This window comes from Rhodococcus sp. ACS1, assembly GCF_002300155.1.
GTDB classification, from domain to species: domain Bacteria; phylum Actinomycetota; class Actinomycetes; order Mycobacteriales; family Mycobacteriaceae; genus Rhodococcus_F; species Rhodococcus_F koreensis.
Map to the genome: position 1 here is coordinate 1,380,661 of NZ_NSDZ01000004.1, position 22,788 is coordinate 1,403,448.

Sequence of the window (22,788 nt, forward strand, 5' to 3'; positions counted from 1 at the left end):
GATGAGTGAGCAGCAAGTAGTGGTGCCGATCGGCATCAGCGTCAACGGCGAGGATCACGAGTTCACGGAACCGTTGACCGTCACCGGGCTGCTGGAGGTGCTGAACCTGCCGACCAAGGGAATCGCGGTGGCCGTGAACGGCGCCGTGTTCCCCCGCGCCCGTTGGGACGAGCTCGTGGTCCGGGGCTGGGAGATCGAGATCCTCACGGCGGTGCAGGGTGGCTGACGCGACGCCCGGCGTGCAGAAGGGCCTCACGATCGCGGGCCGCACGTTCGGTTCACGGTTGATCATGGGCACCGGTGGCGCCGCCAACCTGACGGTGCTCGAAGAGGCGCTCGTCGCGTCCGGCACCGAGCTGACCACGGTCGCGATGCGCCGCGTCGACGCCGTCGGCGGCACCGGGGTGCTGGACCTGCTGCGCCGGCTCGACATCGCGCCGCTGCCCAACACCGCGGGGTGTCGCGGTGCGGCCGAGGCGGTGCTGACGGCGCAACTCGCCCGGGAGGCGCTCGAAACCGACTGGGTGAAGCTCGAGGTCATCGCCGACGAACGCACCCTCATGCCCGACGCCATCGAGTTGGTCAGCGCCGCCGAGCAACTGGTCGACGACGGATTCGTCGTCCTGCCGTACACCACCGACGACCCGGTCCTGGCCCGCAGGCTCGAGGACGTCGGCTGCGTGGCCGTGATGCCGCTGGGTTCGCCGATCGGCACCGGGCTCGGTATCGCGAACCCGCACAACATCGAGATGATCGTGGAGGGTGCCGGGGTACCGGTCATCCTCGACGCCGGCATCGGGACCGCCAGCGACGCGACCCTCGCGATGGAACTCGGCTGCGACGCCGTCCTGCTGGCCACGGCGGTGACCAGGGCGAAGGATCCGGCGCTCATGGCGTCGGCGATGCGCGGGGCCGTGGTGGCGGGGTACGAGGCCCGGCACGCGGGCCGCATCCCCAAGCGGTTCTGGGCGCAGGCGTCGTCGTAGAACTCGGGGTCGAGTCGGGGTCCGGTTCGGGGTCCGACCGGTACCAGGGGACGAGTCGGGAGTAGACCTGCGGCCGATGCGCGCCGGCCGCAGGTTCCGGCATTCTTCTCACATGATTGAAGTGAGGGGACTTTCAAAGACCTTCGGTGCGACGAAGGCGGTGGACAACCTGACGTTCAACGTGAAGCCGGGTATGGTCACCGGCTTCCTCGGCCCGAACGGTGCAGGAAAATCGACGACGATGCGCATGATCCTCGGGCTGGACCGCCCCACGGCGGGCAGCGCGCTGATCGACGGCAAACCGTACAGCGACCTGGTGCAGCCGCTGCGGACGGTGGGGGCTCTGCTCGACGCGAAGTGGGTGCACCCCAATCGCTCGGCCCGCGCCCACCTGCAGTGGATGGCGGCGTCCAACTCGCTGCCGAAGAGCCGGGTCGACGAGGTGCTGCACCTCGTCGGGCTCACCGAGGTGGCGGGGAAGAAGGCCGGCGGATTCTCCCTCGGCATGTCCCAGCGACTGGGCCTGGCCGCCACGCTGCTCGGCGATCCGAAGGTGCTGCTGTTCGACGAGCCGGTGAACGGGCTCGACCCGGAGGGCATCGTCTGGATCCGGAAGTTCATGCAGCGCCTCGCCGCCGAGGGCCGCACCGTGCTGGTGTCGAGCCACCTGCTGTCCGAGATGGCGCTCACCGCAGAACATCTGGTGGTCATCGGCCGCGGGCGTCTGATCGCCGACACCACCGTGTCCGAGTTCGTCAGCAAGTCCTCGGAATCGACGGTGCGCGTGCGGAGCCCACAGCTGGACGCGCTGCGCAGCGCGCTCACGTCCAACGGACTCACCGTGCGCGAAGACGGATCCGACGGGCAGCAGGCGCTCGTCGTGGTGGATTCGTCGACGGACGTCGTCGGCGGGATCGCCGGTTCGCAGGGCATCGTCCTGCACGAGTTGGCATCTCAGCGCGGATCGCTGGAGGACGCCTTCATGAAGTTGACCGGAGACGACGTGCAGTACCACGCAGAAGGCGTCGAAGATGTGATGAGGGGTGCACTGTAATGGCTGTTCTCAATGCCGAACGGATCAAGATCACGTCGACGAGGTCGCCGTGGTGGTGCACCGTCATCATCATCGTGCTGGGCCTCGGTCTCGCGGCGGTCATCGGGCTGAGCGCGAAGGCGAGCATCAACACGTTCAACAACCAGATCGCGGACGGTAAGCAACCCGACTTCGACCCGTTCCTGCCGCAGATGTCCGACGCCGTCGGCGGTGTCTCCGGGTTCGGTGTGCTGGTTCTGATGATCCTCGCGGCACTGGCCGTGACCAGCGAATACCGGTTCGGGGTCATCCGCACCACGTTCCAGGCCATCCCGAACCGGGCGTCCGTCCTCGTCGCGAAGGCCGGCCTGATCGGCGCGTTCGGCGCCGTGCTGACGTTCGTGCTCACGTTCGGCGCGTACGCCATTGCGAAGGCGACGGCCGGCGACGAGGCCGGAGCGGCACTCACCCTGACCGGTGCGGACGCGTGGCGGTCGATCTACGGCGTCCCGATCTACGCGTTCCTGTGCGTGGTTCTCGCCGTCGGAGTCGGCACCCTGCTGCGTCAGTCGGCGGGGGCGATCGCCCTGCTGCTGCTGTGGCCGCTGCTGATCGAGAGCCTGTTCAACCTGTTCGGCTCGTTCGGCCAGAAGATCATGCCGTTCCTGCCGTTCCTCAACGCCAACAACTTCCTGGGAGCGTCGCAGGGAGTCGATTTCCACTGGGGCCCGTGGGGCAGCCTCGTGTACTTCGCGGTGTTCGTCTTCGTGATCTTCGGGGCCGGACTGGTGGTCGTCAACAAGCGCGACGCCTGACACCCGATACAGTAATCTCGCCCTGCTCCTCCGCCAGGTGATCGTCGGGAGACCTGGCTGAGGGTGACGGTGGGGCGGGAGCCTGTGGGCCGGTGCGAAATCCATTCGCGCCGGCCCACAGGTGCTTCTGCGTTAGGCTCCCGACATGCGACTACGGGGAGTTTTCACAGTCGGAGTGGCCGGTGCGATGGTCCTGGCCGGGTGCTCGTCGACGAGTGAACCCGATTCGCCGCCGGTCGACGCGAGCGCTCTCGCGGCCTCGGTCACCGAGAGCGGTGTGGTGGGGCACCTCGAGCAACTGCAGACGATCGCCGAGAGCAACGACGGCAACCGCGCAGCCGGAACGTCCGGCTACGACGCGAGCGTCGACTACGTCGCACAGACATTGGAAGACAAGGGCTTCGACGTCCAGACCCCGGAATTCGAGTTCCACAAGTTCGACGTGCGGACGGAGGCCCTGCGGTCCGGCGACCGCGACTTCGACGTCCGGGCGATGTCGTATTCACCGTCGACCGGTCCGCAGGGGCTCACCGCCCGCCTGGTGCCCGCCCCGAAGGACGACAGTCCGGGATGCGAGGTCACCGATTACGACGGCCTCGACGTGACAGGCGCGATCGTCCTCGTGAACCGCGGGGTGTGCCCGTTCGCGGCCAAGCAGCAGGTGGCGTCCGAGCGCGGTGCCGCAGGCGTGATCGTCGTCAACAACGAGGACGGACCGATGAGCGGCGGCACCCTCGGCGACCCGGATGTGGGCAAGGTGCCCACGGGCGGGGTGAGCAAGGCGGACGGCGCCGCGCTCGAGCAGGCGGGGGGTGACGTCACCCTCACGCTCGACACCGTCACCGAGTCGAGCACCGCGCGCAACGTCATCGCCCAGACGAAGACCGGCTCGACCGAGGACGTCGTGATGGTCGGCGCGCACCTGGACAGCGTCCCCGAGGGCCCCGGCATCAACGACAACGGCACCGGCGTCGCCGCGACCCTCGAAACGGCCGTGCAACTCGGCGGTTCGCCCGACGTCGACAACGCCGTGCGCTTCGCGTTCTGGGGCGCCGAGGAATTGGGTCTGCTCGGATCGGAGGCGTACGTCGACAGCCTCAGCGAGGAGCAGCGGAACGACATCGCGCTGTACCTGAACTTCGACATGCTCGGTTCCGAGAACGCCGGCTACCTGGCCTACGACGGCGACAACTCCGACAACGTCGGTGAGGGGCCCGGACCCGAGGGGTCCGCGGGCATCGAGCGCACGTTCACCGAGTTCCTGCAGGGCGACGGCATCGCCGCGGACGGCACGGACTTCGACGGCCGATCCGACTACGGTCCGTTCATCGAGCACGGCATCCCCTCGGGCGGGGTGTTCAGCGGTGCCGACGAGACGAAGACCCCCGAGCAGGCGCAGAAGTGGGGCGGCACCCCGGGTGTCGTGTACGACAAGAACTACCACAGCGCGACCGATACCCTCGAGAACGTGGACCGGGCCGCGCTCGCCAAGAACGCCGCCGCGGTCGCGTATGCCGTCGGGGTGTACGCGGAGTCGCTCGCGGGTCCGAACGGAGTCCCCATCGGCGCGGACCGGGAGAAGGCGCGGGCCACCGAGTGATGTCCGATTCGTCACGGGTTTGTGCATGTGACGCTGAGTTACTCTTACTCTCGTGAGCGACGACCCCGCCGAAGAGAACAGTGCCGAGCACGGCGCTGCGCAGACGCCGAAACGGGGCGACAAGGTGCTGGGCTGGGTGGAATCGGTCAACCGGCAGCCGCAGCTGATCGAGGGGCTGCGGAGGGTTCGTCGCGCGCTCCCCGGCGATCCCGCGTTCGGCGACCCACTGTCGACGGCGGGCCCCGGAAGCGCGCGGGCGATCGCCCGCGTCGCCGACCGCTTCCTCGATCACCAGCCGGGCGCGTCCCGCGAGATGAGCCTCGGCGCGCTGCAGGTGTGGCAGGCACTGCTCGAGCGCACCGGACGTGGCCGGGGAACACGCGAGGTGACCATCGTGTTCACCGACCTCGTCGGGTTCTCCAGTTGGTCGCTGCCCGCCGGTGACAGCGCCACCCTCGCCCTGCTGCGCGACGTCGCCCGAGCCGTCGAGACCCCCATCGTCGACCGGGGTGGGCATGTGGTCAAACGCCTGGGCGACGGTGTGATGGCCGTCTTCTCCAGCCCGGACCGCGCGATCGACGCCGTCTTCGCCGCGCAGGACGCCCTCGCGGACGTCGAGGTGGACGGCTACCGTCCCCGCATGCGCGTCGGCCTCCACACCGGTTCGCCCCGGCAGATCGGCAGCGATTGGCTCGGTGTCGACGTGACCGTCGCGGCCCGCATGATGGAACTCGGCGGCGACGGCAACGTGATGGCGTCGTCCGCCACGCTGTCGAGCCTGCAGCCGGGCACCCTCGACGAACTGGGGGTCGGGGTCAAGCCGTGGCGACGCGCCTTCTTCGCCCCCGCACCCAGTGGGGTGCCCTCCGACCTCGGTATCTGGCGGTTGCGGCTCCGCCGCCCGTGAGTACTTGTTAACCGCCGGACGTTAATAAGTACTCACGGGTGCCGCAGGCGCCACAGGGGGGAGACGGGGCCGTGACCGGCACCCAGGTCGTACGACGCCTCCAGGCACTTGGTGACCCACTCCTTGCCGAACGCCACCGCGTCGGGCACGGACCATCCGTGGGCGAGTGCACTCGCGATGGCGGCCGCGAGGGTGTCGCCGCCGCCGTGGTCGTTGCCGGTGTCGATCCGGGGACTGCTGAACTCGAGGAATCGGTCGCCGTCGAACAGCAGATCGGTGCTCGACGCCGACGTCCGCAGGTGCCCGCCCTTCACGATCGACCACTGCGCGCCGAGTGCGTGCAGCGCCTCCGCGGCCTGGCGTGCGGTCGCGTCGTCCACCACGTCGATGCCGGTGATCAACCGGATCTCGTCGAGATTCGGGGTGACCACCGTGGCGATCGGGATCAGCGTGTTCCGCACGGCGTCCAGCGCCTCGGCGTGCAGGAGCGGATCGCCGTGCATCGACGCGCACACCGGGTCGACGACCAGCGGGACCGGTTGGTCCCGGCCGATCCCGACCTCGGTGCACACGGCGGCGACGGCCTCGATGATGGCCGTCGACGCCAGCATCCCCGTCTTCGCTGCCCCGACCCCGATGTCGTCGACGACGCACCGCACCTGCGCGGCCACCGTCTCCGGCGGAATCTCGTGGAAGCCGCTGACCCCCACCGAGTTCTGCACCGTCACCGCGGCGACCGCGACACATGCGTGGACGCCGCACAGCGCCATCGTCCGCGAGTCCGCCTGGATCCCGGCGCCACCGCCGGAATCGGTGCCGGCGATGGTGAGGACGCGGACGGGGGTCTGGCCGTCGGGGGTCAGGGGCAGCAGCTTCACGAAGGGGACCTTACCGATTCTCTGAGGTGACGGACTCGACGGGCAGATACACACGGCCACCTGCGTCGACGAACTCGCTCGACTTCTCGGCCATGCCCGCCTCGATGGCTTCGACCGAATCGAGTCCGTGCTGCTGCGCGTGCTCCCGCACGTCGGCGGAGATCCGCATGGAGCAGAACTTCGGACCGCACATCGAGCAGAAGTGGGCCGTCTTCGCCGGCTCGGCGGGCAGCGTCTCGTCGTGGAACTCCCGCGCCGTGTCCGGGTCGAGGGACAGGGCGAACTGGTCGTGCCAGCGGAACTCGAACCGGGCCTTCGACAGCGCGTCGTCCCGCTCCTGCGCGCGCGGATGCTGCTTTGCGAGGTCCGCGGCGTGCGCCGCGATCTTGTACGTGATGACCCCGGTCTTGACGTCGTCCCGGTTCGGCAGCCCCAGGTGCTCCTTGGGTGTCACGTAGCAGAGCATCGCGGTACCGGCCTGCGCGATCATCGCCGCCCCGATCGCGGACGTGATGTGGTCGTACGCCGGTGCGATGTCGGTGGCGAGCGGTCCGAGCGTGTAGAACGGCGCCTCCTCGCACAACTCCTCCTCGAGCCGCACGTTCTCGACGATCTTGTGCATCGGCACGTGCCCGGGACCTTCGATCATCACCTGCACGCCATGCGATTTCGCGATCTTCGTGAGCTCGCCGAGGGTGCGGAGTTCGGCGAACTGGGCCTCGTCGTTGGCGTCCGCGATGGAGCCGGGGCGCAGACCGTCACCGAGCGAGAACGTGACGTCGTAGCGGTGGAGGATCTCGCAGAGTTCGTCGAAGTGGGTGTACAGGAACGATTCCCGGTGATGCGCCAGACACCAGGCCGCCATGATCGAACCGCCGCGGGAGACGATGCCGGTGACCCGGCGCGCGGTCAGTGGAATGTAGCGGAGCAGCACCCCGGCATGGACCGTCATGTAGTCGACGCCCTGCTCGCACTGCTCGATCACGGTGTCGCGGTAGATCTCCCACGTGAGCGCGGTCGGATCGCCGTTGACCTTCTCCAGCGCCTGATAGATCGGCACGGTCCCCACGGGTACCGGCGAATTGCGCAGGATCCATTCCCGGGTCTCGTGAATGTTCTTGCCGGTGGACAGGTCCATGATGGTGTCCGCGCCCCACCGCGTCGCCCACACCATCTTCTCGACCTCTTCCGCGATCGACGACGTCACCGCGCTGTTGCCGATGTTCGCGTTGATCTTGACCGCGAACGCCTTGCCGATGATCATCGGCTCGAGTTCGGGGTGGCAGCGGTTGGCCGGGATCACGGCGCGACCCGCCGCGACCTCGGCGCGCACCGTCTCAGGTGAAACACCCTCTCGTGCAGCGCAATACCGCATCTCGGGGGTGACGGTTCCGGCGCGGGCGGCGTCGAGCTGGGTGCCCGCCCGGTCGGCGATCCACGACGCCCGCAGGTGCGGAAGTCCCGCGTCCAGGTCGATCGTGGCGTCCGTGTCGGTGTACGGGCCCGACGTGTCGTACACGTCGAGGTGCTCACCGTTGGTGAGATGTACGCGCCGGACCGGCACCCGGACGTCGTCGCCCGACAGCAGGTACTGCTTGGTGCTGCCCTGGATCGGTCCCGTGGTGACGGACGTGGCTGTAGATATGGTTGTGCTCATCGATGATGCTCCCTACGCCGGCATTACCCGGACAGGTTCGACGGTCGACGGCCCCTAGCCGTCCTCTCAGCCCGCTGGTGCGAGCCCCCGTGGATGTGTAGTTGTCCCGGAGACTGTAACCGAGATCTCTGAGAGTGAACATTCGGGGGAAACTTGGACAGCGGTTCCGTGCATCGGTATAAAGGGTGATGAACATCACATTTCGATTACGACACATACCCCCAGGAGATAGCCATGCTGACGGACGCGCAGGTTGTGGACGTGATCGACAACGCCGATCAGAACCGATTCGAACTCCGACTGAGTGGTGACCTGGTCGGCATCCTCGGATACTTCGCCCTCGCGGACACCCCACCGGGTGCGGGAGTGGTGGCCCGGCCGCCGGGCCCGAAGAGTCGGGGGCGTCAGGCCCCGGTGGTCTCGTTCATGCACACGGTGATCGTGGAGGACTTCGGTCACCGCGGACTCGCCGCACTCATGGTGGGGCGCTCCCTCGACCTCGCCCGCGGGTACGGCTGGAAGGTCCGGCCCGTCTGCACGTACGTGCAGCGCTTCGTCGCGGGGCATCCCGACTACCGCGACCTCATGGTTCCGGTGGACGCCTGACGCGGTCGGGACACGAATCGACCACTCGTCGGCAACGAAACGGTTCCGGGGCCGGTGATTCCACTCGCGACGGTGCTCGTGAACTGATTCCATGAGTGGCATGGATCACATGTCGGACGGTTCCGAGCCGTCGGGGAGCATCACGGCCGTCGATACTCGCGTACTCGACAACCCCGCCCACGAACGATTCGACCTGTGGCTGGGGGACGAGCTGGTCGGCATCCTCGGCTATCGCGACGAGGACGACATCCCTGGGTTCACCGCCGAGCCCGGCGAGGTGGTCGCGTTCATGCACACGGTGATCGTGGAAGACTTCGGTGGCCGCGGCCTCGCCGCGGTCCTCGTGGGCGAGGCGCTGGGTTCAGCGCGCCGGCGGGGCTGGAAGGTGCGTCCCATCTGCACGTACGTCCGGCGCTACGTGGCGCTGAACCCAGAGCATCTCGACATCCTGGTCGCCGACTAGAACGACTTCCGAGAGCACTGCTCTTGCTGGACGTCGATTCGTGGTGAATACTGCTCTGCATAGAGAGCAGTGCTCACAATCGGAGGCGTGTCATGGTGGTGTCGGATCGGATCGACGGTCGTGCCGGGATCGCACGGATCTCCGCCGCAGCGCTGTTCGCCCTCGCGGGTGCGCTGTTCGTCGTCTACCCCGTGGTGCGTCCGTACGCGGCGGGCGGGGCACCGGACGGGCGGGCGGAGTTCGCCTCACCGTGGTGGCTCGTCGCCCACCTCGCCGCCGTCGGCGGATTCATCGCGTTCGGACTCGCGCTCGTTCCGCTCGCCGGCCTGCTGGAGGGGACGGCCGGCAGGCGGGCGGGCGTGGTTGCCGTGGCGGCGTCGTGGATCGGCATAGGACTGACCCTGCCGTACTACGGGGCCGAAACGTTCGCGCTGCACACGCTCGGCGCCAGCGGCCTGGACGACGGTGCCGTCACCGCCCTCGCCGAGAGCGTGCGGATGGGAGCGGCGCAGGCGACGCTGTTCGCCACCGGCCTGCTCCTCGTCGCGGTCGGCGCGGCGGCGGCCGCCGTGGCCATCGCCCGCTCCCGGCTACTCGCCGGCTGGTCGGGCATTCCGATGGCAGTGGGGTTAGCACTGTTCATCCCGCAGTTCTACGCCGACGCCCCCCTGCGCATCGCGCACGGCGTGCTCATCGGGTTCGGTTGTGCGGTTGTGAGTCTCGGGTTGCTGCGTTCTCAGTCGCCGAGGTCGACGATGACCGGCGCGTGATCGCTGGCGCCCTTGCCCTTGCGTTCGTTGCGGTCGATCTCGGCCTTGTCGACACGGCCCGCGAGGGCGGGCGACCCGAGCACGAAGTCGATGCGCATTCCCTGCTTCTTCGGGAACCGCAGCTGGGTGTAGTCCCAGTAGGTGTAGACACCCGGGCCCGGGGTGTGCGGACGGACGACATCGGCGAATCCCGATTCGACGAACGCCTGGAAGGCCTCGCGCTCGGGGACGGACGTGTGGGTCTTGCCCTCGAACAGCGCCGGATCCCAGACGTCCTCGTCGGTGGGCGCGACGTTCCAGTCGCCGACCAGCGCGATCTGCGCGTCCGGATTTCGGTCCAGCCATCCGACCGCATCCGTGTGCAGCTTCGCCAGCCACTCCAGCTTGTACGTGTAGTGCGGATCGGCGAGCTCACGGCCGTTGGGGACGTACAGGCTCCAGATGCGGACGCCGTTGCAGGTGGCGCCGATGGCGCGGGCTTCCTGCGCGGGCGCGACCTCCGGGTCCTTGTGGAACCCGGGCTGATCCTCGAAGCCGATCTGCACGTCGTCGAGACCGACACGGGACGCGATCGCGACACCGTTCCACTGGCTGAGGCCCACGTGCGCGACCTCGTACCCCAGTTCGCGGAACCGCTCGTACGGGAACTGCTCGTCCTTGCACTTGGTTTCCTGCATCGCCAGCACGTCGACGTCGGACCGCTGGAGCCAGTCCAGGATCCGGTCGGTACGGGCACGAACAGAGTTCACGTTCCAGGTTGCGATGCGCACGGCAGCCACCCTAGCGGCATTGTCCGACAGATTTTCAGCCGCCGGGTTCGGTGGCGTAGCGGTACCGGTGGTGCGCCACGAAGCCGACGTTGCGGTACATCGCCTGCGCGCCCTCGTTCTCGACTGCGACCTGCAGGCACGCGTGGGTCGCGCCGTGCTCGCGTCCCCAATTGATCATGTCGCCGCAGATCAGGCTGCCGATTCCGCGGCGGCGGTGAGCCTGCGCCACCTCGACCGCGGTGAGTCCGACCCATCGTCGGTCGTCGGGCGCGGTCGTGACGGATCCGCGGGCGACGGCGAGGAGCGCCGAGTCGGCGGCGCCGATCCGGCCGAAGCCGAGCGTCCCGCCGCGGACCGCGTTCAGCACGTCGACCGCGAAGTCGGGCAGCGCGGACCCGCGGTAGCGGTACAGGGCGAGCCAGTCCGGATCCGGGTGATCGGTGACCGTCGTGGTCCGCGGACCCTCGGGCAGCGCCAGGTTTTCGACGTCGGCGGCCATCACGACCACTTCGTCGCTGACGTTCCAGCCCAGCGGCACCTCGCCCAGGCGGTCGGGGATCAGCAACCGCAGCGGGCGGTCCCGTTCGGCGTACCACTCGCGCAGGCGGTCGAGCGTGCCGCCGGGGGAGGGGTCGTCGAGACTCCCGACCGTCCCGCGGTCGCCGAGCGGCGCCGCCGAGTTGGCGCGTCCGGTGAAGCCGTGGCCGTACCGGGCGAGCCAGCCGTCGATCCATGCGTGCTCGATCCCCGGCCAGCCGTCGGCGGAGGCCAGTTCGAGGGACCGGATCTCGCTCGCCCGCACCGGTCGTGCGGGGACCGCCTTCAGTGCGACCACACGCTCCGGCTCCACTTCGATCGCGGAGCCGGCAGCGTCGCGGACGACCACGGCCGGCTCGATGCTCTCGAGCACCCCGATGACGTCGGTCACCGGATGGCTGGACCCGGGCGGCAGTTGGTATCGCAGCACCACCCGGCTTCCGAGCGGAATGTCAGTCGTCATGCCCGAACGGGTCTTCGACCGTTCCCGGCACCCAGCTGAGCCCGGGAACTCCCCAGCCGGCGCGCTTGATGGTCTTCTTGGCGGCGCGTGCGTTGCGGCCGACCAGCATGTCGACGTAGAGGAAACCGTCGAGGTGACCGACCTCGTGCTGCAGCATGCGCGCGAAGAAGTCGCGTCCCTCGATCTCGACGGCGTTGCCGTCGGCGTCGGTGCCGGTGACCTTCGCCCACTCGGCCCGGCCGGTGGGGAACTGCTCGCCGGGAACCGACAGGCAGCCCTCGACGTCGTCGTCCGGGTCCGGCATGGTCTCGGGTCGTTCCGACGTCTCGAGGACCGGGTTGACGACGCAACCCCGGCGGCGGAACGGCTTTCCGTTCTCGTCGACGTCCGGGCAGTCGTAGACGAACAACCGCAGCGGCAGGCCGACCTGGTTGGCGGCGAGCCCGACGCCGTTGGCGGCGTCCATCGTGTCGTACATGTCGGCGATGATGTCTGCGAGTTCCGCAGGTGACTGGGACACCGTCTCGGTCGGTTCGTGCAATACCGGGTCGCCCACGATCCGGATGGGGAGGATGGCCATGGTCGTCAAGGATAGTGCGGCGCGCCCGAGCCGTTCGCACTGCCCGCGGCGTTCGTCGTGGTTGAATAGTCGCTGAAGTACAGCTGTGTAATTCGTTGCTCGGTCGGCCACGCGATCGAGGAGCCGGGGGAACGTGGTTTCGCTGACATCGAGCGAGAGCTAGTAGTCGAGGAGTGAGATGGACGGCGCAACAGCGCGTAGTCGGAACCAGTCCGAGCGCACCGACAGCGACACTTCCGTAGGGGTCGACGACGTCGTCGACGACGGTCTCTCGCGTCGGGAGCACGACATCCTGTCCTTCGAGCGCCAATGGTGGAAGTACGCCGGCGCGAAGGAAGAAGCGATCAAAGAGCTGTTCGACATGTCCGCCACCCGGTACTACCAGGTGCTCAACGCGCTGGTGGACCGGCCGGAGGCACTCGCAGCCGACCCGATGCTCGTGAAGCGCCTGCGACGGCTGCGCGCGAGCAGGCAGAAGGCCCGCGCGGCCCGTCGCCTCGGGTTCGACGTCACGTAGCACCCGGTCGCTAAGGTCGACATCGTGAGTACTCCGAAACCCGAATCGTCCGGCCCGCCGTTACGTGCCCTCGCGATGGTGCTGATCGCCCTCGCGATTCTCTTCGCGGGTCTCGGTTTCGCCTCCCTCGGAGGTTCGGACTCGGAGGAGACCGCAGCCACCGTCACGACCTCGGCGGCTGCCACGACCACCGCCGCCCGTCCGACGACGGCCGCCGGAGCGGCGGGAGGCACCTCGGCTTCCGCGGCGAGCACGACGTCCGGTGCGTCCAGTACCACGAAGGCCGCCGACGCGGCGTCGGTGCCGGTGCGGGTGCTCAACAACAGCAACGTCACGGGTCTCGCGAGCCAGACCGCCACCGAACTGATGTCCTCGGGGTGGACGGTGTCGGAGACCGGCAACTACAGCGACAGCACCATCTCCGAAACCACCGTGTACTACGGGACTTCCGCCGCGGAGAAGGAAGCGGCCATCGAGATCGCGGCGCAACTGGGGGTGTCGGCCGAGCCGAAGTTCCCGGGAATCGCGAATTCGTCTGCCGGTGTGGTCGTCATCGTCACTTCCGCGCAGTAGACCGGACGGTCGGTGCATCGGCGCCGCGGTTATGATCAGATGCACTTCTTCGCCACCTCAAAGGAGCGGTTTGATGGCCTCGAGTTCTACCCGTCGGATGTCCTGGCGCATTGTCACCCCGGTGGTGGCCATTGCCGCACTCGGACTGACCGCCTGCAGTAACAACGAGGCGCCGTCCGACGTTCCCGGCACCACTCCTCCCGTCTGGACCGGTGCCGCCGATCCCAGTGCCGCAGGCGTTCCCGGCGACGCCGAGAGCGGCTCGGGCGAGCACGCGGAGAGCGGCGCGCTCACCGCGACGCTGAAGAACGCGGAGGGCGTGAACGTGGGTACCGCCACGTTCAAGCAGTCGGGAAGTCACGTCGAGGTCACCGTGTCCGTCAAGGATCAGACGCCCGGGTTCCACGGATTCCACGTGCACTCCGTCGGAAAGTGTGAGACGAACTCCGTGGCACCGACCGGTGGTGCGCCCGGAAACTTCCTGTCCGCGGGCGGGCACTTCCAGGCCGAGGGCCACTCGGGGCACCCCGCGAGCGGCGATCTCACCTCGCTGCAGGTGCTGGAGGACGGCACAGCCGAGTTGGTCACCACCACCGACGCCTTCACGGTCGAGGACCTGAAGAACGGCGACAGCGGCACCGCGGTCATGATCCACTCGGGTCCCGACAATTTCGCGAACATCCCCACCCGGTACGCGCCCGCTCCCGATCAGGAAACCCTGAACACCGGTGACGCAGGCTCTCGTGTGGCCTGCGGTGTCATCGGCGCCAGCTGAGTCGCGTGACACCCCGGCTGCGGCCGGGGTGTCGGCGCGCTGCCGCGGGCCGCGGCCTGTGGTTGGATCGAAACCGTGGTAGTTCCCTTTCCCGGTTCGCCGCGGCCGACATTGGGTGTCGAGTGGGAGATCGCGCTGGTCGACAGGGTCACGCGGGATCTCTCCAACACGGCCGCGGAGGTGTTCGACGCGGTCGCGAATCTAGCGGGTCCAGAGGATCCGCGGATCACCAAGGAGTTGCTGCGCAACACCGTCGAACTCGTCACCGGCATCCACTCCACCGTCGGTGAGGCGATGGACGACCTCGACGAGTCGCTCGACCTGCTGCGGCGGGCGGCGAACCCGCTCGGGGTCGATCTCATCTGCGCCGGAACGCACCCGTTCGCGCAGTGGTCGACCCAATTGGTCACGCGGACACCGGATTACGACGAGCTGATCGAGCGAACCCAGTGGTGGGGCCGTCAGATGCTGATCTGGGGTGTGCACGTCCACGTGGGTGTGTCTTCGCCGCAGAAGGTGTTCCCGATCCTCAACGCGCTCTTGCAGCGGTACCCGCATCTGCTCGCGCTGTCCGCGTCGTCACCGATGTGGGCGGGCGTCAACACGGGGTACGCGAGCAATCGCGCCCTGATGTTCCAGCAACTTCCCACCGCGGGGCTGCCGTACCAGTTCGCGAACTGGGCGCAGTACGAGGATTTCATCAGCGACCAGATGAAGACCGGCGTGATCACCAAGATCGGCGGGATGCACTGGGACATCCGGCCCGCGCCGCGGTGGGGCACCATCGAGGTCCGCGTCTTCGACGGTATCTCCACCCGCGCCGAACTCAGTTCTCTCGTCGCGCTCGTGCACTGCCTGATCGTCGACCTGGACCGGCGCTTCGAGGCGGGCGAGAACCTGCCGAACCTGCAGCCGTGGCACGTGAAGGAAAACAAGTGGCGGGCCGCGCGGTACGGGCTCGACGCCGAGATCATTCTCGACGAGGACAGCAACGAGCGACTCGTCACCGACGACCTGAACGACCTGCTGGAGAAGCTGGCGCCGACCGCCGTGCGTCTCGGGTGCGCGGACGAATTGGCCGCCGTGGCGGAGATTCCCCGCCGCGGCGCCTCCTACCAGCGGCAACGTCAGGTCGCGGAGGCGACCGGCGGTGACCTGGTGGCGGTCGTCGATGCGCTGGTGAAGGAGCTCGGGACCTGAAAGCCGGTCTCGGGCAGGACACTCGTCCACTTGCCGTTCACGTGTTGTTTACACTTGGCGGGTGTCGATCGACGATGTTGCCGTTGTACGGCCGGGTGGGCCCGTCGATCGTTCCCGCATGTTCGTCGCGGGCGGGGCGCTCGGGGCGGCGATCCTGCTGGTCGTGGTCCAGTCGGTCGCGTCCGTCCAGGGTTTCCAGGGGCCCCTGGAGAGCCTGTTCCGCGACTACGTCCTGACCCCCAAGTCGGCGTCCGTTCCGTGGGCCGGCCTCGCGCTCGCGATGGTCGGGCTCAGCAACCGGCAACGCGTCGTGGCGCTGTCCGCGGCAGTGGGCATCGACGTGGTGGTCGCGGCTGTGCGCTACCTGTCGGGTGGCCCGCTGACCGTTGGTAACGGCGCGACGTGGGTTCTGACGGCGGTCGGTGTCTACGCCGCGGTCCGGTGGACGGGTGAGCAGCGGCGCAGCGCCCTGAAAGGTGTCGGGCTGGGTGCGCTGCTGATTCTCGCGACCAAGTTCGGCGACGCCTGGCTGCAGGTCACGATCATGGCCGGGCCGATGGTCCTCGACGAGTTCGCCCAGCTCGCGGATCACGCGCTGGGAAGCCCGTCGTGGCACATGGGGCAGTTCGTCGACGCGCTCGGTCCCGTCGGTTACGGCATCCTGCACTGGGTCTACATCGAACTGCCCGTCGCGGCCATCGCGGTGGCCGTCTACCAGCTTCGAAACGGATGGCCCTCGCACTACCTGGTGCGCACGTTCCTGCTGATCGGTCTCGTCGGTCCCATCTTCTACGTGCTGTTCCCCGTGGTCGGTCCGATCTTCGCGTTCGGCACCGAAGGGCAGGGGTTCCAGGTCAGCGACTACTGGCCGAACTTCGTCCCGGCACCCGACTTCGCGCCCGAACCCCTGTCGTTCGATTCGACGACCCCGCGCAACTGCATGCCGAGCCTGCACACGGCGTGGGCACTCGCGCTGTTCATCCACTCCCGGCAGGGCGCCTGGTGGCTGCGGCTCGGCGGCACGTTCTGGCTGGTGTGCACACTGACTGCGACCCTCGGGTTCGGCTACCACTACGGCGTCGACCTGGTCGCCGGAGCCGTCCTGTGCCTGACCATCGAGTCCGCGCTCCGCGACCCCGAACGGGGGTGGGGCTGGTTCCGGGTCCGTCTCGTCGGCGGTGGCGCGCTGGTGCTGACGGGACTGCTGCTCAGCTACCGCTACCTCGCGGTGCCGATGGGCCGATTTCCGGAGGTGTCCGGACCGCTCGTTCTCGGCGCCCTTGCCGCGATGAGTCTCGGCTTCTATGCGACGTTCTTCGCCAGGCCCGACACCGCGCTCGCCCGGTGGGGCAACGGCGCGAAGGCGGCGGTCACGGACGTTCTGGTGGCTCCAACTCGTTGATCATCAGCAGCCCGTCCTGATCGCGCTGCTCCCGGTACGCCACCCGGCCGACGCTGTGCGCGATGACCGGCGCGGTGAACAGGGTGAAGATGCCGACGAGGATCAGCATCCAGATGTCGACGTTGCCGCGCAGTTCGAGGACTGCGCCCGCGAGAACCATGATGAGACCGACCACCTGCGGTTTGGTGGCGGCGTGCATGCGGCGCAGGGTGTCCGGGAAGCGGACGATGGCGATGGCGGCCGTCAGTGCGAGCAACGACCCGCACAGCATGAGGGTGGCCCCGATGACGTTCAGCACGGTCGTCACGACTTGTCACTCACCCGGAATCGGGCCACCGACACCGAGCCGATGAACCCCACCAGCGACAACGCGACGATTGCGGGCACGATCGTCGTGTCGCCGGTGTACGCCGCCCACACGGCGAGTCCGCACATCGCGAGGGCGATCAGCGTGTCGAGGGCGACGAGGCGATCCAGCGAGTTCGGACCGTCGAGCAGCCGGAACGTCGTCAGCACCCCGGCAACGACCAGGATGATTCCGGATATGACCGATACGACTGTCATGAGCTGCCCTCCTGAGCGGGGTCGTCGTACTGCTGGTCGCGGTTGTGCCAGGGGCTCGGTTTCCAGTCGGAGTCCCGTTCGAACGCCTCGATGAACAACCGCTCCAGCTGCGCGACCGTGCGGTAGAACTGGCTGACCGCCTTCTGCGAGCCCATGTCCAGGACGTGGACGTAGACGATCCGCCGGACCTGGTCGATCTCGAGAACCATGGTCCCGGGGATGAGGTTCAGCACGTCGATGCAGAGGGTCAGCACGAGGTCCGACTTGATCCCCAGCTGGTACCGCAGGACGCCGGTGACGGGCGGCGGCCCGGGACGGAGTGCGAGCCACGCGATCTGGAGGCTCGACTGGAGCGAGTAGTACACGAACATCACCGCCAGCCGCAGCAGCGGCAGGAAATGCACCCGGCCCTCCACGGGCACCCGCGGCAGCGGCATCAGCACCATGATGATCGCGCCGACGGCGAGTCCGCCGAGGATGTTGCCCCAGCTGACGTTGCCCCACAACAGGATCCACACCGACATCAGCCACAGCAACGCGCCGAACTGGAGAATTCTCTCGCGTTTCATCGCGGTGCCTCCTGCGCTTCGCCGCCGGGGTGACCGCCGAGGACGGCGTCGATGTAGATGGACCGGTTCTGCAGATCGCTCGCCGCGCGATCGCTGATCTGGATGATCTGGCCGGCGAACACCGTCATCGCCAGCCCGACGGCGACGAGGGCGACGGTGGGGATCAGCATCATTGCGGGAATCCGGCCCACGTCGGCGCGGTCGTCGAATGCGATGTCGGCCTCGGACTCGTCGAGCAGCGCCGACGGGCTGACGTCCGCGAGGTCGCCCTCGGGGGCGTCGGCGCGGGCCCGCCAGAACGCCTTGGTCCACACGCGTGCGACGACGTACAGGGTGAGGAGGCTGGTGACGGTTCCGCCTGCGACGAGGGTCCACGCCAGCACGCTCGCGTCCGCCGAGCCGGCCTGCAACAACGCGACCTTGCCGATGAACCCGGAGAACGGGGGAATGCCGCCGAGGTTGAGGGCCGGAATGAGAAACACGATGGCCAGGACGGGGCTGGCCGCGGCGAGCCCACCGAGACGCCGCAGCGACGAGGACCCGGCCTGGCGTTCGATGAGACCGACCACCAGGAACAGCGTGGTCTGCACCAGGATGTGGTGGGCGACGTAGTAGATGGCACCCGAGAGCCCCGACTGCGTGGACAGCGCGACACCGAACACCATGTACCCGATGTGGCTGACCAGGGTGAAGGACAGCAGACGTTTGATGTCGCTCTGCGCGATCGCACCGAGGATGCCGACGAGCATCGTCAGCAGGCCGCACACCATCAGCACGTTGTCGAGTTCGCCCTCCGGAAAGAGCAGCGTGTGCGCGCGGATGATCGCGTACACACCCACCTTGGTGAGCAGGCCGGCGAACACGGCGGTGACCGGGGCCGGCGCGGTGGGGTAGGAGTCGGGCAGCCACGTCGACAGCGGGAACACCGCGGCCTTGATGCCGAACGCCACGAGCAGCACGCCGAAGATGGCGGTGCGGGTGCCGGACGGGATGCCGTCGAGGCGGGTGGCCATGTCGGCGAGGTTGAGGGTGCCGGTGGCCGCATAGGCGAACGCGATGCCCGCCAGGAAGATCAGCGAGGACACCATCGACACCATCACATACGACACACCCGCGCGGACGCGGTCGGCGCTCGCGCCCAGAGTCAGCAGCACGAAACTGGCGGCGAGGAGCACCTCGAAACCGACATACAGGTTGAACAGGTCGCCGGCGAGGAATGCGTTGGAGATGCCCGCCGTCAGCGCCAGATACGTCGGCAGGAAGATCGAGACGGGCTGGTCCTCACTGCCGTCGCGGATACCCTGACCCACGGCGTACGCCATGACGGCGAGCAGCACGATGGACGAGACCACCAGCATCATCGCGGACAGCCGGTCGACCACCAGCGTGATGCCGATCGGCGAGTCCCAGCCACCCACCTGAACGGCCGTCGTCCCGTCGCGGTCGGCGAGGAACAGCAGCAGTCCCGACACGACGAGGACGCAGATCAACGCGACGAGCGTGATGATCCGCTGGGCCCGCGGACGCCGTCCGAGCACCAGCGTGGCCGCGGCGGCGAGCATCGGGACGAGGACGGGCAGCGGCGCGAGCGCCGTGATGACGTGCGGGGAAATGGTCACGACTTCTCCCCGATCCCGGCCTTGTCGATCTCCTCGTCGTCGTCGAAGTCACCGTCATGCAGGTCTTCGTAGCATTCGAGGTCTTCGAGGTTCTTCAGTTCTTCCAGGGGAATGGGGTTTCCGTCCTTGTCGAAGGCGTCGCCGCTGAAACTCGGCTCGCCGGTGACCGGGTCGTCGGAGCGGTCGCGGTCCGGGGCCTCGGCGGGCGACCGGCGTCGCAGGACCTTGGTGTCCTCGGGGTCGTTCTCGACGGCGTCCTGCGTGGTGATCTTGAACGACCGGTACGCGAGCGCGAGCACGAAACCGGCGATCCCCATCGTGATGACGATCGCCGTCAGGATCATCGCCTGAGCCAGCGGGTCGGCCATCGACTCGTGAATGGACTCGCGGCCCACGATGGGCGGATTGCCGTCCCGCCCACCGGACGTGAGGATGAGAAGGTTGATGCCGTTGCCGAACAGCAGCAACCCCAGCAGCATGCGGGTGATACTGCGTTCGATGAGCAGGTAGACGCCGGCCGACACGAGGACGCCGATGATGACGAGAAATCCGAGGTTGGCGCTCATTACTGGTTCACCTCGACCTGTGCGTCGAGACGTGCCCCGAGACTGCGGAGTACGTCGAGTACGAGTCCGACCACGATGAGGTACACACCCAGGTCGAAGAACAGGGCGGTGACCATCTTGACGTGACCGAACACCGGCAGCGTCACCTCGAACACCGCGGAGGACAGCGCGGGGGCACCGAGGAACAGCGACGCCAGCGCGGTGCCTGCGGCGAGCGTGAGCCCGAGCCCCAGGATCTTGCCCGCGTCGATCGGGACCGTCTCGCCGAGTTCGTACCGCCCGCCCGCGAGGTACCGCAGGACCAGCGCCAGACCGGCGGTGAGGCCGCCGGCGAACCCGCCGCCGGGTGCGTTGTGGCCGGCGAAGAAGAAGTACACCGACAGCACCATGATGGTCGGGAAGATCAGCCGGGTTGTCACCTCGAGGACCAGTGACCGGTGTTTCGGATCGATGAGGTCGCCGCCGAGCAGCCAGGTGGTCTCGGAATGCGAGGCCGAAGACTCGGCCGTGACCGCGGGGGCGTCGGCCACCCGGGGGGCGCTGCCGAAGCGGCGGTTGCGGAACACCAGGCTCGCGACACCGGTGGCCGCGACGAGCAGCACCGAGATCTCGCCGAGCGTGTCCCAGGCGCGGATGTCGACGAGCAGGACGTTGACGACGTTCTTGCCGTTGCCGAGGTAGTACGCCGCGTCGGGGAGTCGCTCGTAGATCGGCACCGAGTTCCGCGCGTTGATGGCGTACGCGCCGATCGTGGTGATGGTGGCACCGACCGCGACCGCCAGCAGCGCCCGCGGAATCTTGAATCCGATCGCCCGGCGCTCGTCCACCTCGGCGGGCAGTTTCCGGAACACGAGGACGAAGATGACCAGCGTCAGTGTCTCCACCAGGAACTGGGTGAGCGCGAGGTCGGGAGCGCCGTGCAGAGCGAACAGCACACCGCAGCCGTAGCCGCTGAGACCGACGAGGATCACGCTGGCCAGACGGTTGCGCATCACGGTTGCGGCGAGCGCGGCCGCGACCATCATCAGCCCGATCACGAACTGCACCGGCGAATCCCACAGGCGCACGTCGGCGCCGGTGTCGGTGCCGACGGCGAGCAGCACCAGCGGCACCAGCACCAGGGTGCCGAGGATGGTCGCCTGGGTCAGCGGTAGCGAACCGCGCTGGGTGGCGCCGGTCAGCCGCATCGACAGGGCGTCCATGCCGCGCAGCGTCGCGTCGTAGATGCGGTCGGCGTTGCCGAGCGGGGGATGCTCGAACCGCAACCGGTTGACCCAGCGCTGCGCCACGAAGAGCGCGGTGCCGACGGCGAAGACGAGCAGTGTCAGCAGCAGCGCCGTGTTGACGCCGTGCCACAGCGCGAGGTGGTAGTCGGTGGCGGCCTCCGGGGGCAGGGTGCGCGAGTACGGCGTCAGCAGCTTCTCGAGCTGCGGCGCCGCCAGTCCCGCCGCCAGGCTCAGCACCGCGAGAACGGCGGGTGCGGCGAGGAACAACGGTCCGGGCGCATGCATGCCCTGCACGGCCGGGCTCGGCCGCGCGAGCCGCTTGCGGCCGAAGGCGCCCCACATGAAGCGCACGCTGTAGGCGAGCGTGAGGATCGAACCCAGCACGACGACGCCGACGGTGGCGATCCGCGCGGGGTCGGCGAGGACGGTCGTGCTCAGCAGGGAGTCGAACGCGGCCTCCTTGCCGACGAACCCGAGGAACGGCGGAAACCCGGCCATGCTGGCCGCGGCCAGTGCGGCGAACACCATCAGCGCCGGCGCACGATTGCCGAGGTGCGCGAGTTTGCGGATGTCGCGGGTCCCCGTCGTGTGGTCGATGATGCCGACCACCATGAACAGTGCGGCCTTGAACATCGCGTGCGCGACGACCATCGTCATGCCGGCGAGCGCGGCGTCGCGGGTGCCGAGACCGACCAGCACAATCATGAAGCCGAGCTGGCTGACGGTGCCGAACGCGAGCACCAGTTTGAGGTCGAACGCGCGCATCGCCCGCCACCCGGCGAGGACCATCGTCAGCAGGCCGAGCGTGATGATCGTGAACCGCCAGGGCGCCGCGTCGGCGAAACCCGGCGACAACCTGGCCACGAGATAGATACCGGCCTTCACCATCGCGGCGGCATGCAGATAGCCGCTGACCGGGGTGGGGGCGGCCATCGCGCCGGGCAACCAGAAGTGCAGCGGGACGATCGCCGACTTCGACAGCGCACCGATGAGGACCAGCACGACGGCGACACCGGCGAGCCAGCCGCGAGGTGCGACCTCGATCAGTTCGGACAGGTTGTACGTGCCACTCACCTGGCCGAGGATGATGATGCCGACGAGCATCGCCAGACCACCCGCGGTCGTGACGAGCAGCGCCTGCGTCGCGGCGCGGCGGCTCGAGGCGCGTTCGGCGTAATGCCCGACCAGCAGGAACGACAGGACCGTCGTCAGTTCCCAGAAGATGTACAGCAGCAACATGTTGTCGCTCGCGACGAGCCCGAACATGGCCCCGGCGAATGCCACCATCTCGGCGGCGAAGATGCCGAGACGGGGTTCGTCGTCGGTGAAGTAGCGGGCGCAGTAGACCAGGATCAGCGTGCCGATGCCCAGCACCAGCACCGACATGATCGCGGCGAGCGGATCGAACCAGAAGTCGAGGTCCATCGACAGGCCCGGAGCCCATTCGACGGACACGGTCTGCACCGTGCCCCAGTTCGCGATCACCCATCCGAGTGACACCAGCGGGACGAGGGAGAGGGGATAGAAACCGTTGCGGCCGAACTGGCGCACCACAAGCGGAGCCAGAACGGCGGCAACGGCATGGGCGAGCAGAACAGCAAGCAAAAGGCACTCCGTCGGGGGTCAGCGGGCGGCGGGGTGTCGGAACGAAACGAACCGAGTCGTGTAGACCGTTCGCTTAGCTAGCGAACTGGGCTACGTGTACATCCTAC

The 22,788-nt window shown here is 68.1% G+C and carries 25 protein-coding genes and 1 riboswitch; of the genes, 14 read left to right on the forward strand and 11 right to left on the reverse strand.

Annotated features, from left to right (window positions below; translation table 11 throughout):
* Position 1: 1 nt before the first annotated feature.
* The 6 genes from thiS (at position 2) to CJ179_RS18625 (ending at position 5,341) form a co-directional block, all read left to right on the forward strand.
* The gene (gene thiS, locus CJ179_RS18600) at positions 2-226 is read left to right on the forward strand and encodes a sulfur carrier protein ThiS (protein ID WP_005251712.1); all 225 of its coding nucleotides are present in this window, start codon (positions 2-4) and stop codon (positions 224-226) included.
* Entirely contained in the window at positions 219-986 is a 768-nt protein-coding gene (locus CJ179_RS18605; RefSeq protein WP_072948501.1) for a thiazole synthase, read from the forward strand. Before thiS ends, CJ179_RS18605 begins: the two co-directional genes overlap by 8 nt.
* 112 nt (positions 987-1,098) lie before the next feature.
* Positions 1,099-2,040, forward strand: a complete 942-nt coding sequence (locus CJ179_RS18610) for an ABC transporter ATP-binding protein (protein WP_011594987.1) — start codon at positions 1,099-1,101, stop codon at positions 2,038-2,040.
* Positions 2,040-2,834: an ABC transporter permease gene (locus tag CJ179_RS18615; RefSeq protein ID WP_072948499.1), complete on the forward strand. Its 795-nt coding sequence runs from the start codon at positions 2,040-2,042 to the stop codon at positions 2,832-2,834. The genes CJ179_RS18610 and CJ179_RS18615 overlap by 1 nt, the downstream gene beginning before the upstream one ends.
* 145 nt (positions 2,835-2,979) lie before the next feature.
* Positions 2,980-4,434 (forward strand): M20/M25/M40 family metallo-hydrolase, encoded by a 1,455-nt coding sequence (locus tag CJ179_RS18620; RefSeq protein ID WP_174705564.1) that lies wholly within the window; start codon positions 2,980-2,982, stop codon positions 4,432-4,434.
* Between the two features lie 52 nt (positions 4,435-4,486).
* Positions 4,487-5,341, forward strand: a complete 855-nt coding sequence (locus CJ179_RS18625) for an adenylate/guanylate cyclase domain-containing protein (RefSeq protein ID WP_095862468.1) — start codon at positions 4,487-4,489, stop codon at positions 5,339-5,341.
* Positions 5,342-5,373: 32 nt separating this feature from the next.
* Here the strand turns inward: CJ179_RS18625 and thiD are convergent, their stop codons facing one another.
* Together thiD and thiC are read right to left on the reverse strand one after the other, a co-directional pair.
* Complete coding sequence (gene thiD / locus CJ179_RS18630; RefSeq protein ID WP_095862469.1) at positions 5,374-6,219, reverse strand: bifunctional hydroxymethylpyrimidine kinase/phosphomethylpyrimidine kinase; 846 nt, start codon at positions 6,217-6,219, stop codon at positions 5,374-5,376.
* Between the two features lie 10 nt (positions 6,220-6,229).
* Entirely contained in the window at positions 6,230-7,876 is a 1,647-nt protein-coding gene (gene thiC, locus CJ179_RS18635; protein WP_095862470.1) for a phosphomethylpyrimidine synthase ThiC, read from the reverse strand.
* Positions 7,869-7,977, reverse strand: a riboswitch (TPP riboswitch). It overlaps the preceding gene by 8 nt.
* A gap of 133 nt (positions 7,978-8,110) precedes the next feature.
* Here thiC and CJ179_RS18640 point away from each other — a divergent pair.
* From CJ179_RS18640 to CJ179_RS18650, 3 genes are all read left to right on the forward strand, one after another.
* Positions 8,111-8,482 (forward strand): GNAT family N-acetyltransferase, encoded by a 372-nt coding sequence (locus CJ179_RS18640; protein ID WP_095862471.1) that lies wholly within the window; start codon positions 8,111-8,113, stop codon positions 8,480-8,482.
* A 100-nt stretch (positions 8,483-8,582) separates the two neighbouring features.
* Positions 8,583-8,945, forward strand: a complete 363-nt coding sequence (locus tag CJ179_RS18645; RefSeq protein ID WP_072948489.1) for a GNAT family N-acetyltransferase — start codon at positions 8,583-8,585, stop codon at positions 8,943-8,945.
* Positions 8,946-9,037: 92 nt separating this feature from the next.
* Positions 9,038-9,715 (forward strand): hypothetical protein, encoded by a 678-nt coding sequence (locus CJ179_RS18650; RefSeq protein ID WP_095862472.1) that lies wholly within the window; start codon positions 9,038-9,040, stop codon positions 9,713-9,715.
* Here the strand turns inward: CJ179_RS18650 and CJ179_RS18655 are convergent.
* Genes CJ179_RS18655 through CJ179_RS18665 form a run of 3 tightly spaced genes read right to left on the reverse strand, consistent with a single transcriptional unit; the run spans position 9,682 to position 12,065 of the window.
* Complete coding sequence (locus tag CJ179_RS18655) at positions 9,682-10,485, reverse strand: exodeoxyribonuclease III (protein ID WP_072948485.1); 804 nt, start codon at positions 10,483-10,485, stop codon at positions 9,682-9,684. The two genes, CJ179_RS18650 and CJ179_RS18655, sit on opposite strands and share 34 nt — an antisense overlap.
* Before the next feature lie 34 nt (positions 10,486-10,519).
* Positions 10,520-11,485 (reverse strand): N-acetyltransferase, encoded by a 966-nt coding sequence (locus CJ179_RS18660; protein WP_095862473.1) that lies wholly within the window; start codon positions 11,483-11,485, stop codon positions 10,520-10,522.
* On the reverse strand, positions 11,475-12,065 hold the full coding sequence (locus tag CJ179_RS18665; protein ID WP_072948481.1) for a peptide deformylase: 591 nt from the start codon (positions 12,063-12,065) through the stop codon (positions 11,475-11,477). Before CJ179_RS18665 ends, CJ179_RS18660 begins: the two co-directional genes overlap by 11 nt.
* Positions 12,066-12,243: 178 nt before the next feature.
* Here CJ179_RS18665 and CJ179_RS18670 point away from each other — a divergent pair, with 178 nt between their 5' ends.
* The 5 genes from CJ179_RS18670 (at position 12,244) to CJ179_RS18690 (ending at position 16,532) form a co-directional block, all read left to right on the forward strand.
* Positions 12,244-12,582 carry a DUF3263 domain-containing protein gene (locus CJ179_RS18670; RefSeq protein ID WP_072948479.1) on the forward strand — a complete coding sequence of 113 codons (339 nt, stop codon included), beginning with the start codon at positions 12,244-12,246 and terminating at the stop codon, positions 12,580-12,582.
* A gap of 24 nt (positions 12,583-12,606) precedes the next feature.
* Positions 12,607-13,155, forward strand: a complete 549-nt coding sequence (locus CJ179_RS18675) for a LytR C-terminal domain-containing protein (protein ID WP_072948478.1) — start codon at positions 12,607-12,609, stop codon at positions 13,153-13,155.
* Positions 13,156-13,228: 73 nt separating this feature from the next.
* Positions 13,229-13,930, forward strand: coding sequence for a superoxide dismutase family protein (locus tag CJ179_RS18680; protein WP_072948476.1), 702 nt, complete (start codon positions 13,229-13,231; stop codon positions 13,928-13,930).
* Positions 13,931-14,005: 75 nt separating this feature from the next.
* A complete protein-coding gene (locus CJ179_RS18685) occupies positions 14,006-15,130 on the forward strand; it encodes a glutamate--cysteine ligase (RefSeq protein WP_095862474.1) in 1,125 nt (374 codons plus the stop codon).
* Between the two features lie 118 nt (positions 15,131-15,248).
* Positions 15,249-16,532, forward strand: a complete 1,284-nt coding sequence (locus CJ179_RS18690) for a phosphatase PAP2 family protein (protein WP_095862475.1) — start codon at positions 15,249-15,251, stop codon at positions 16,530-16,532.
* Here CJ179_RS18690 and mnhG read toward each other — a convergent pair.
* From mnhG to CJ179_RS18720, 6 genes are read right to left on the reverse strand one after another with little or no spacing between them, the layout of a single operon-like run.
* Positions 16,501-16,839 carry a monovalent cation/H(+) antiporter subunit G gene (gene mnhG / locus CJ179_RS18695; protein ID WP_005264391.1) on the reverse strand — a complete coding sequence of 113 codons (339 nt, stop codon included), beginning with the start codon at positions 16,837-16,839 and terminating at the stop codon, positions 16,501-16,503. The two genes, CJ179_RS18690 and mnhG, sit on opposite strands and share 32 nt — an antisense overlap.
* Positions 16,836-17,096 carry a monovalent cation/H+ antiporter complex subunit F gene (locus CJ179_RS18700; protein WP_005251754.1) on the reverse strand — a complete coding sequence of 87 codons (261 nt, stop codon included), beginning with the start codon at positions 17,094-17,096 and terminating at the stop codon, positions 16,836-16,838. Before CJ179_RS18700 ends, mnhG begins: the two co-directional genes overlap by 4 nt.
* Complete coding sequence (locus tag CJ179_RS18705; RefSeq protein WP_072948471.1) at positions 17,093-17,665, reverse strand: Na+/H+ antiporter subunit E; 573 nt, start codon at positions 17,663-17,665, stop codon at positions 17,093-17,095. Before CJ179_RS18705 ends, CJ179_RS18700 begins: the two co-directional genes overlap by 4 nt.
* A complete protein-coding gene (locus CJ179_RS18710; RefSeq protein WP_095862476.1) occupies positions 17,662-19,284 on the reverse strand; it encodes a Na+/H+ antiporter subunit D in 1,623 nt (540 codons plus the stop codon). Before CJ179_RS18710 ends, CJ179_RS18705 begins: the two co-directional genes overlap by 4 nt.
* Positions 19,281-19,850 (reverse strand): Na(+)/H(+) antiporter subunit C, encoded by a 570-nt coding sequence (locus CJ179_RS18715; protein WP_095862477.1) that lies wholly within the window; start codon positions 19,848-19,850, stop codon positions 19,281-19,283. The genes CJ179_RS18710 and CJ179_RS18715 overlap by 4 nt, the downstream gene beginning before the upstream one ends.
* Positions 19,850-22,681, reverse strand: coding sequence for a Na+/H+ antiporter subunit A (locus CJ179_RS18720; RefSeq protein WP_095862478.1), 2,832 nt, complete (start codon positions 22,679-22,681; stop codon positions 19,850-19,852). The genes CJ179_RS18715 and CJ179_RS18720 overlap by 1 nt, the downstream gene beginning before the upstream one ends.
* Positions 22,682-22,788 lie beyond the last annotated feature (107 nt).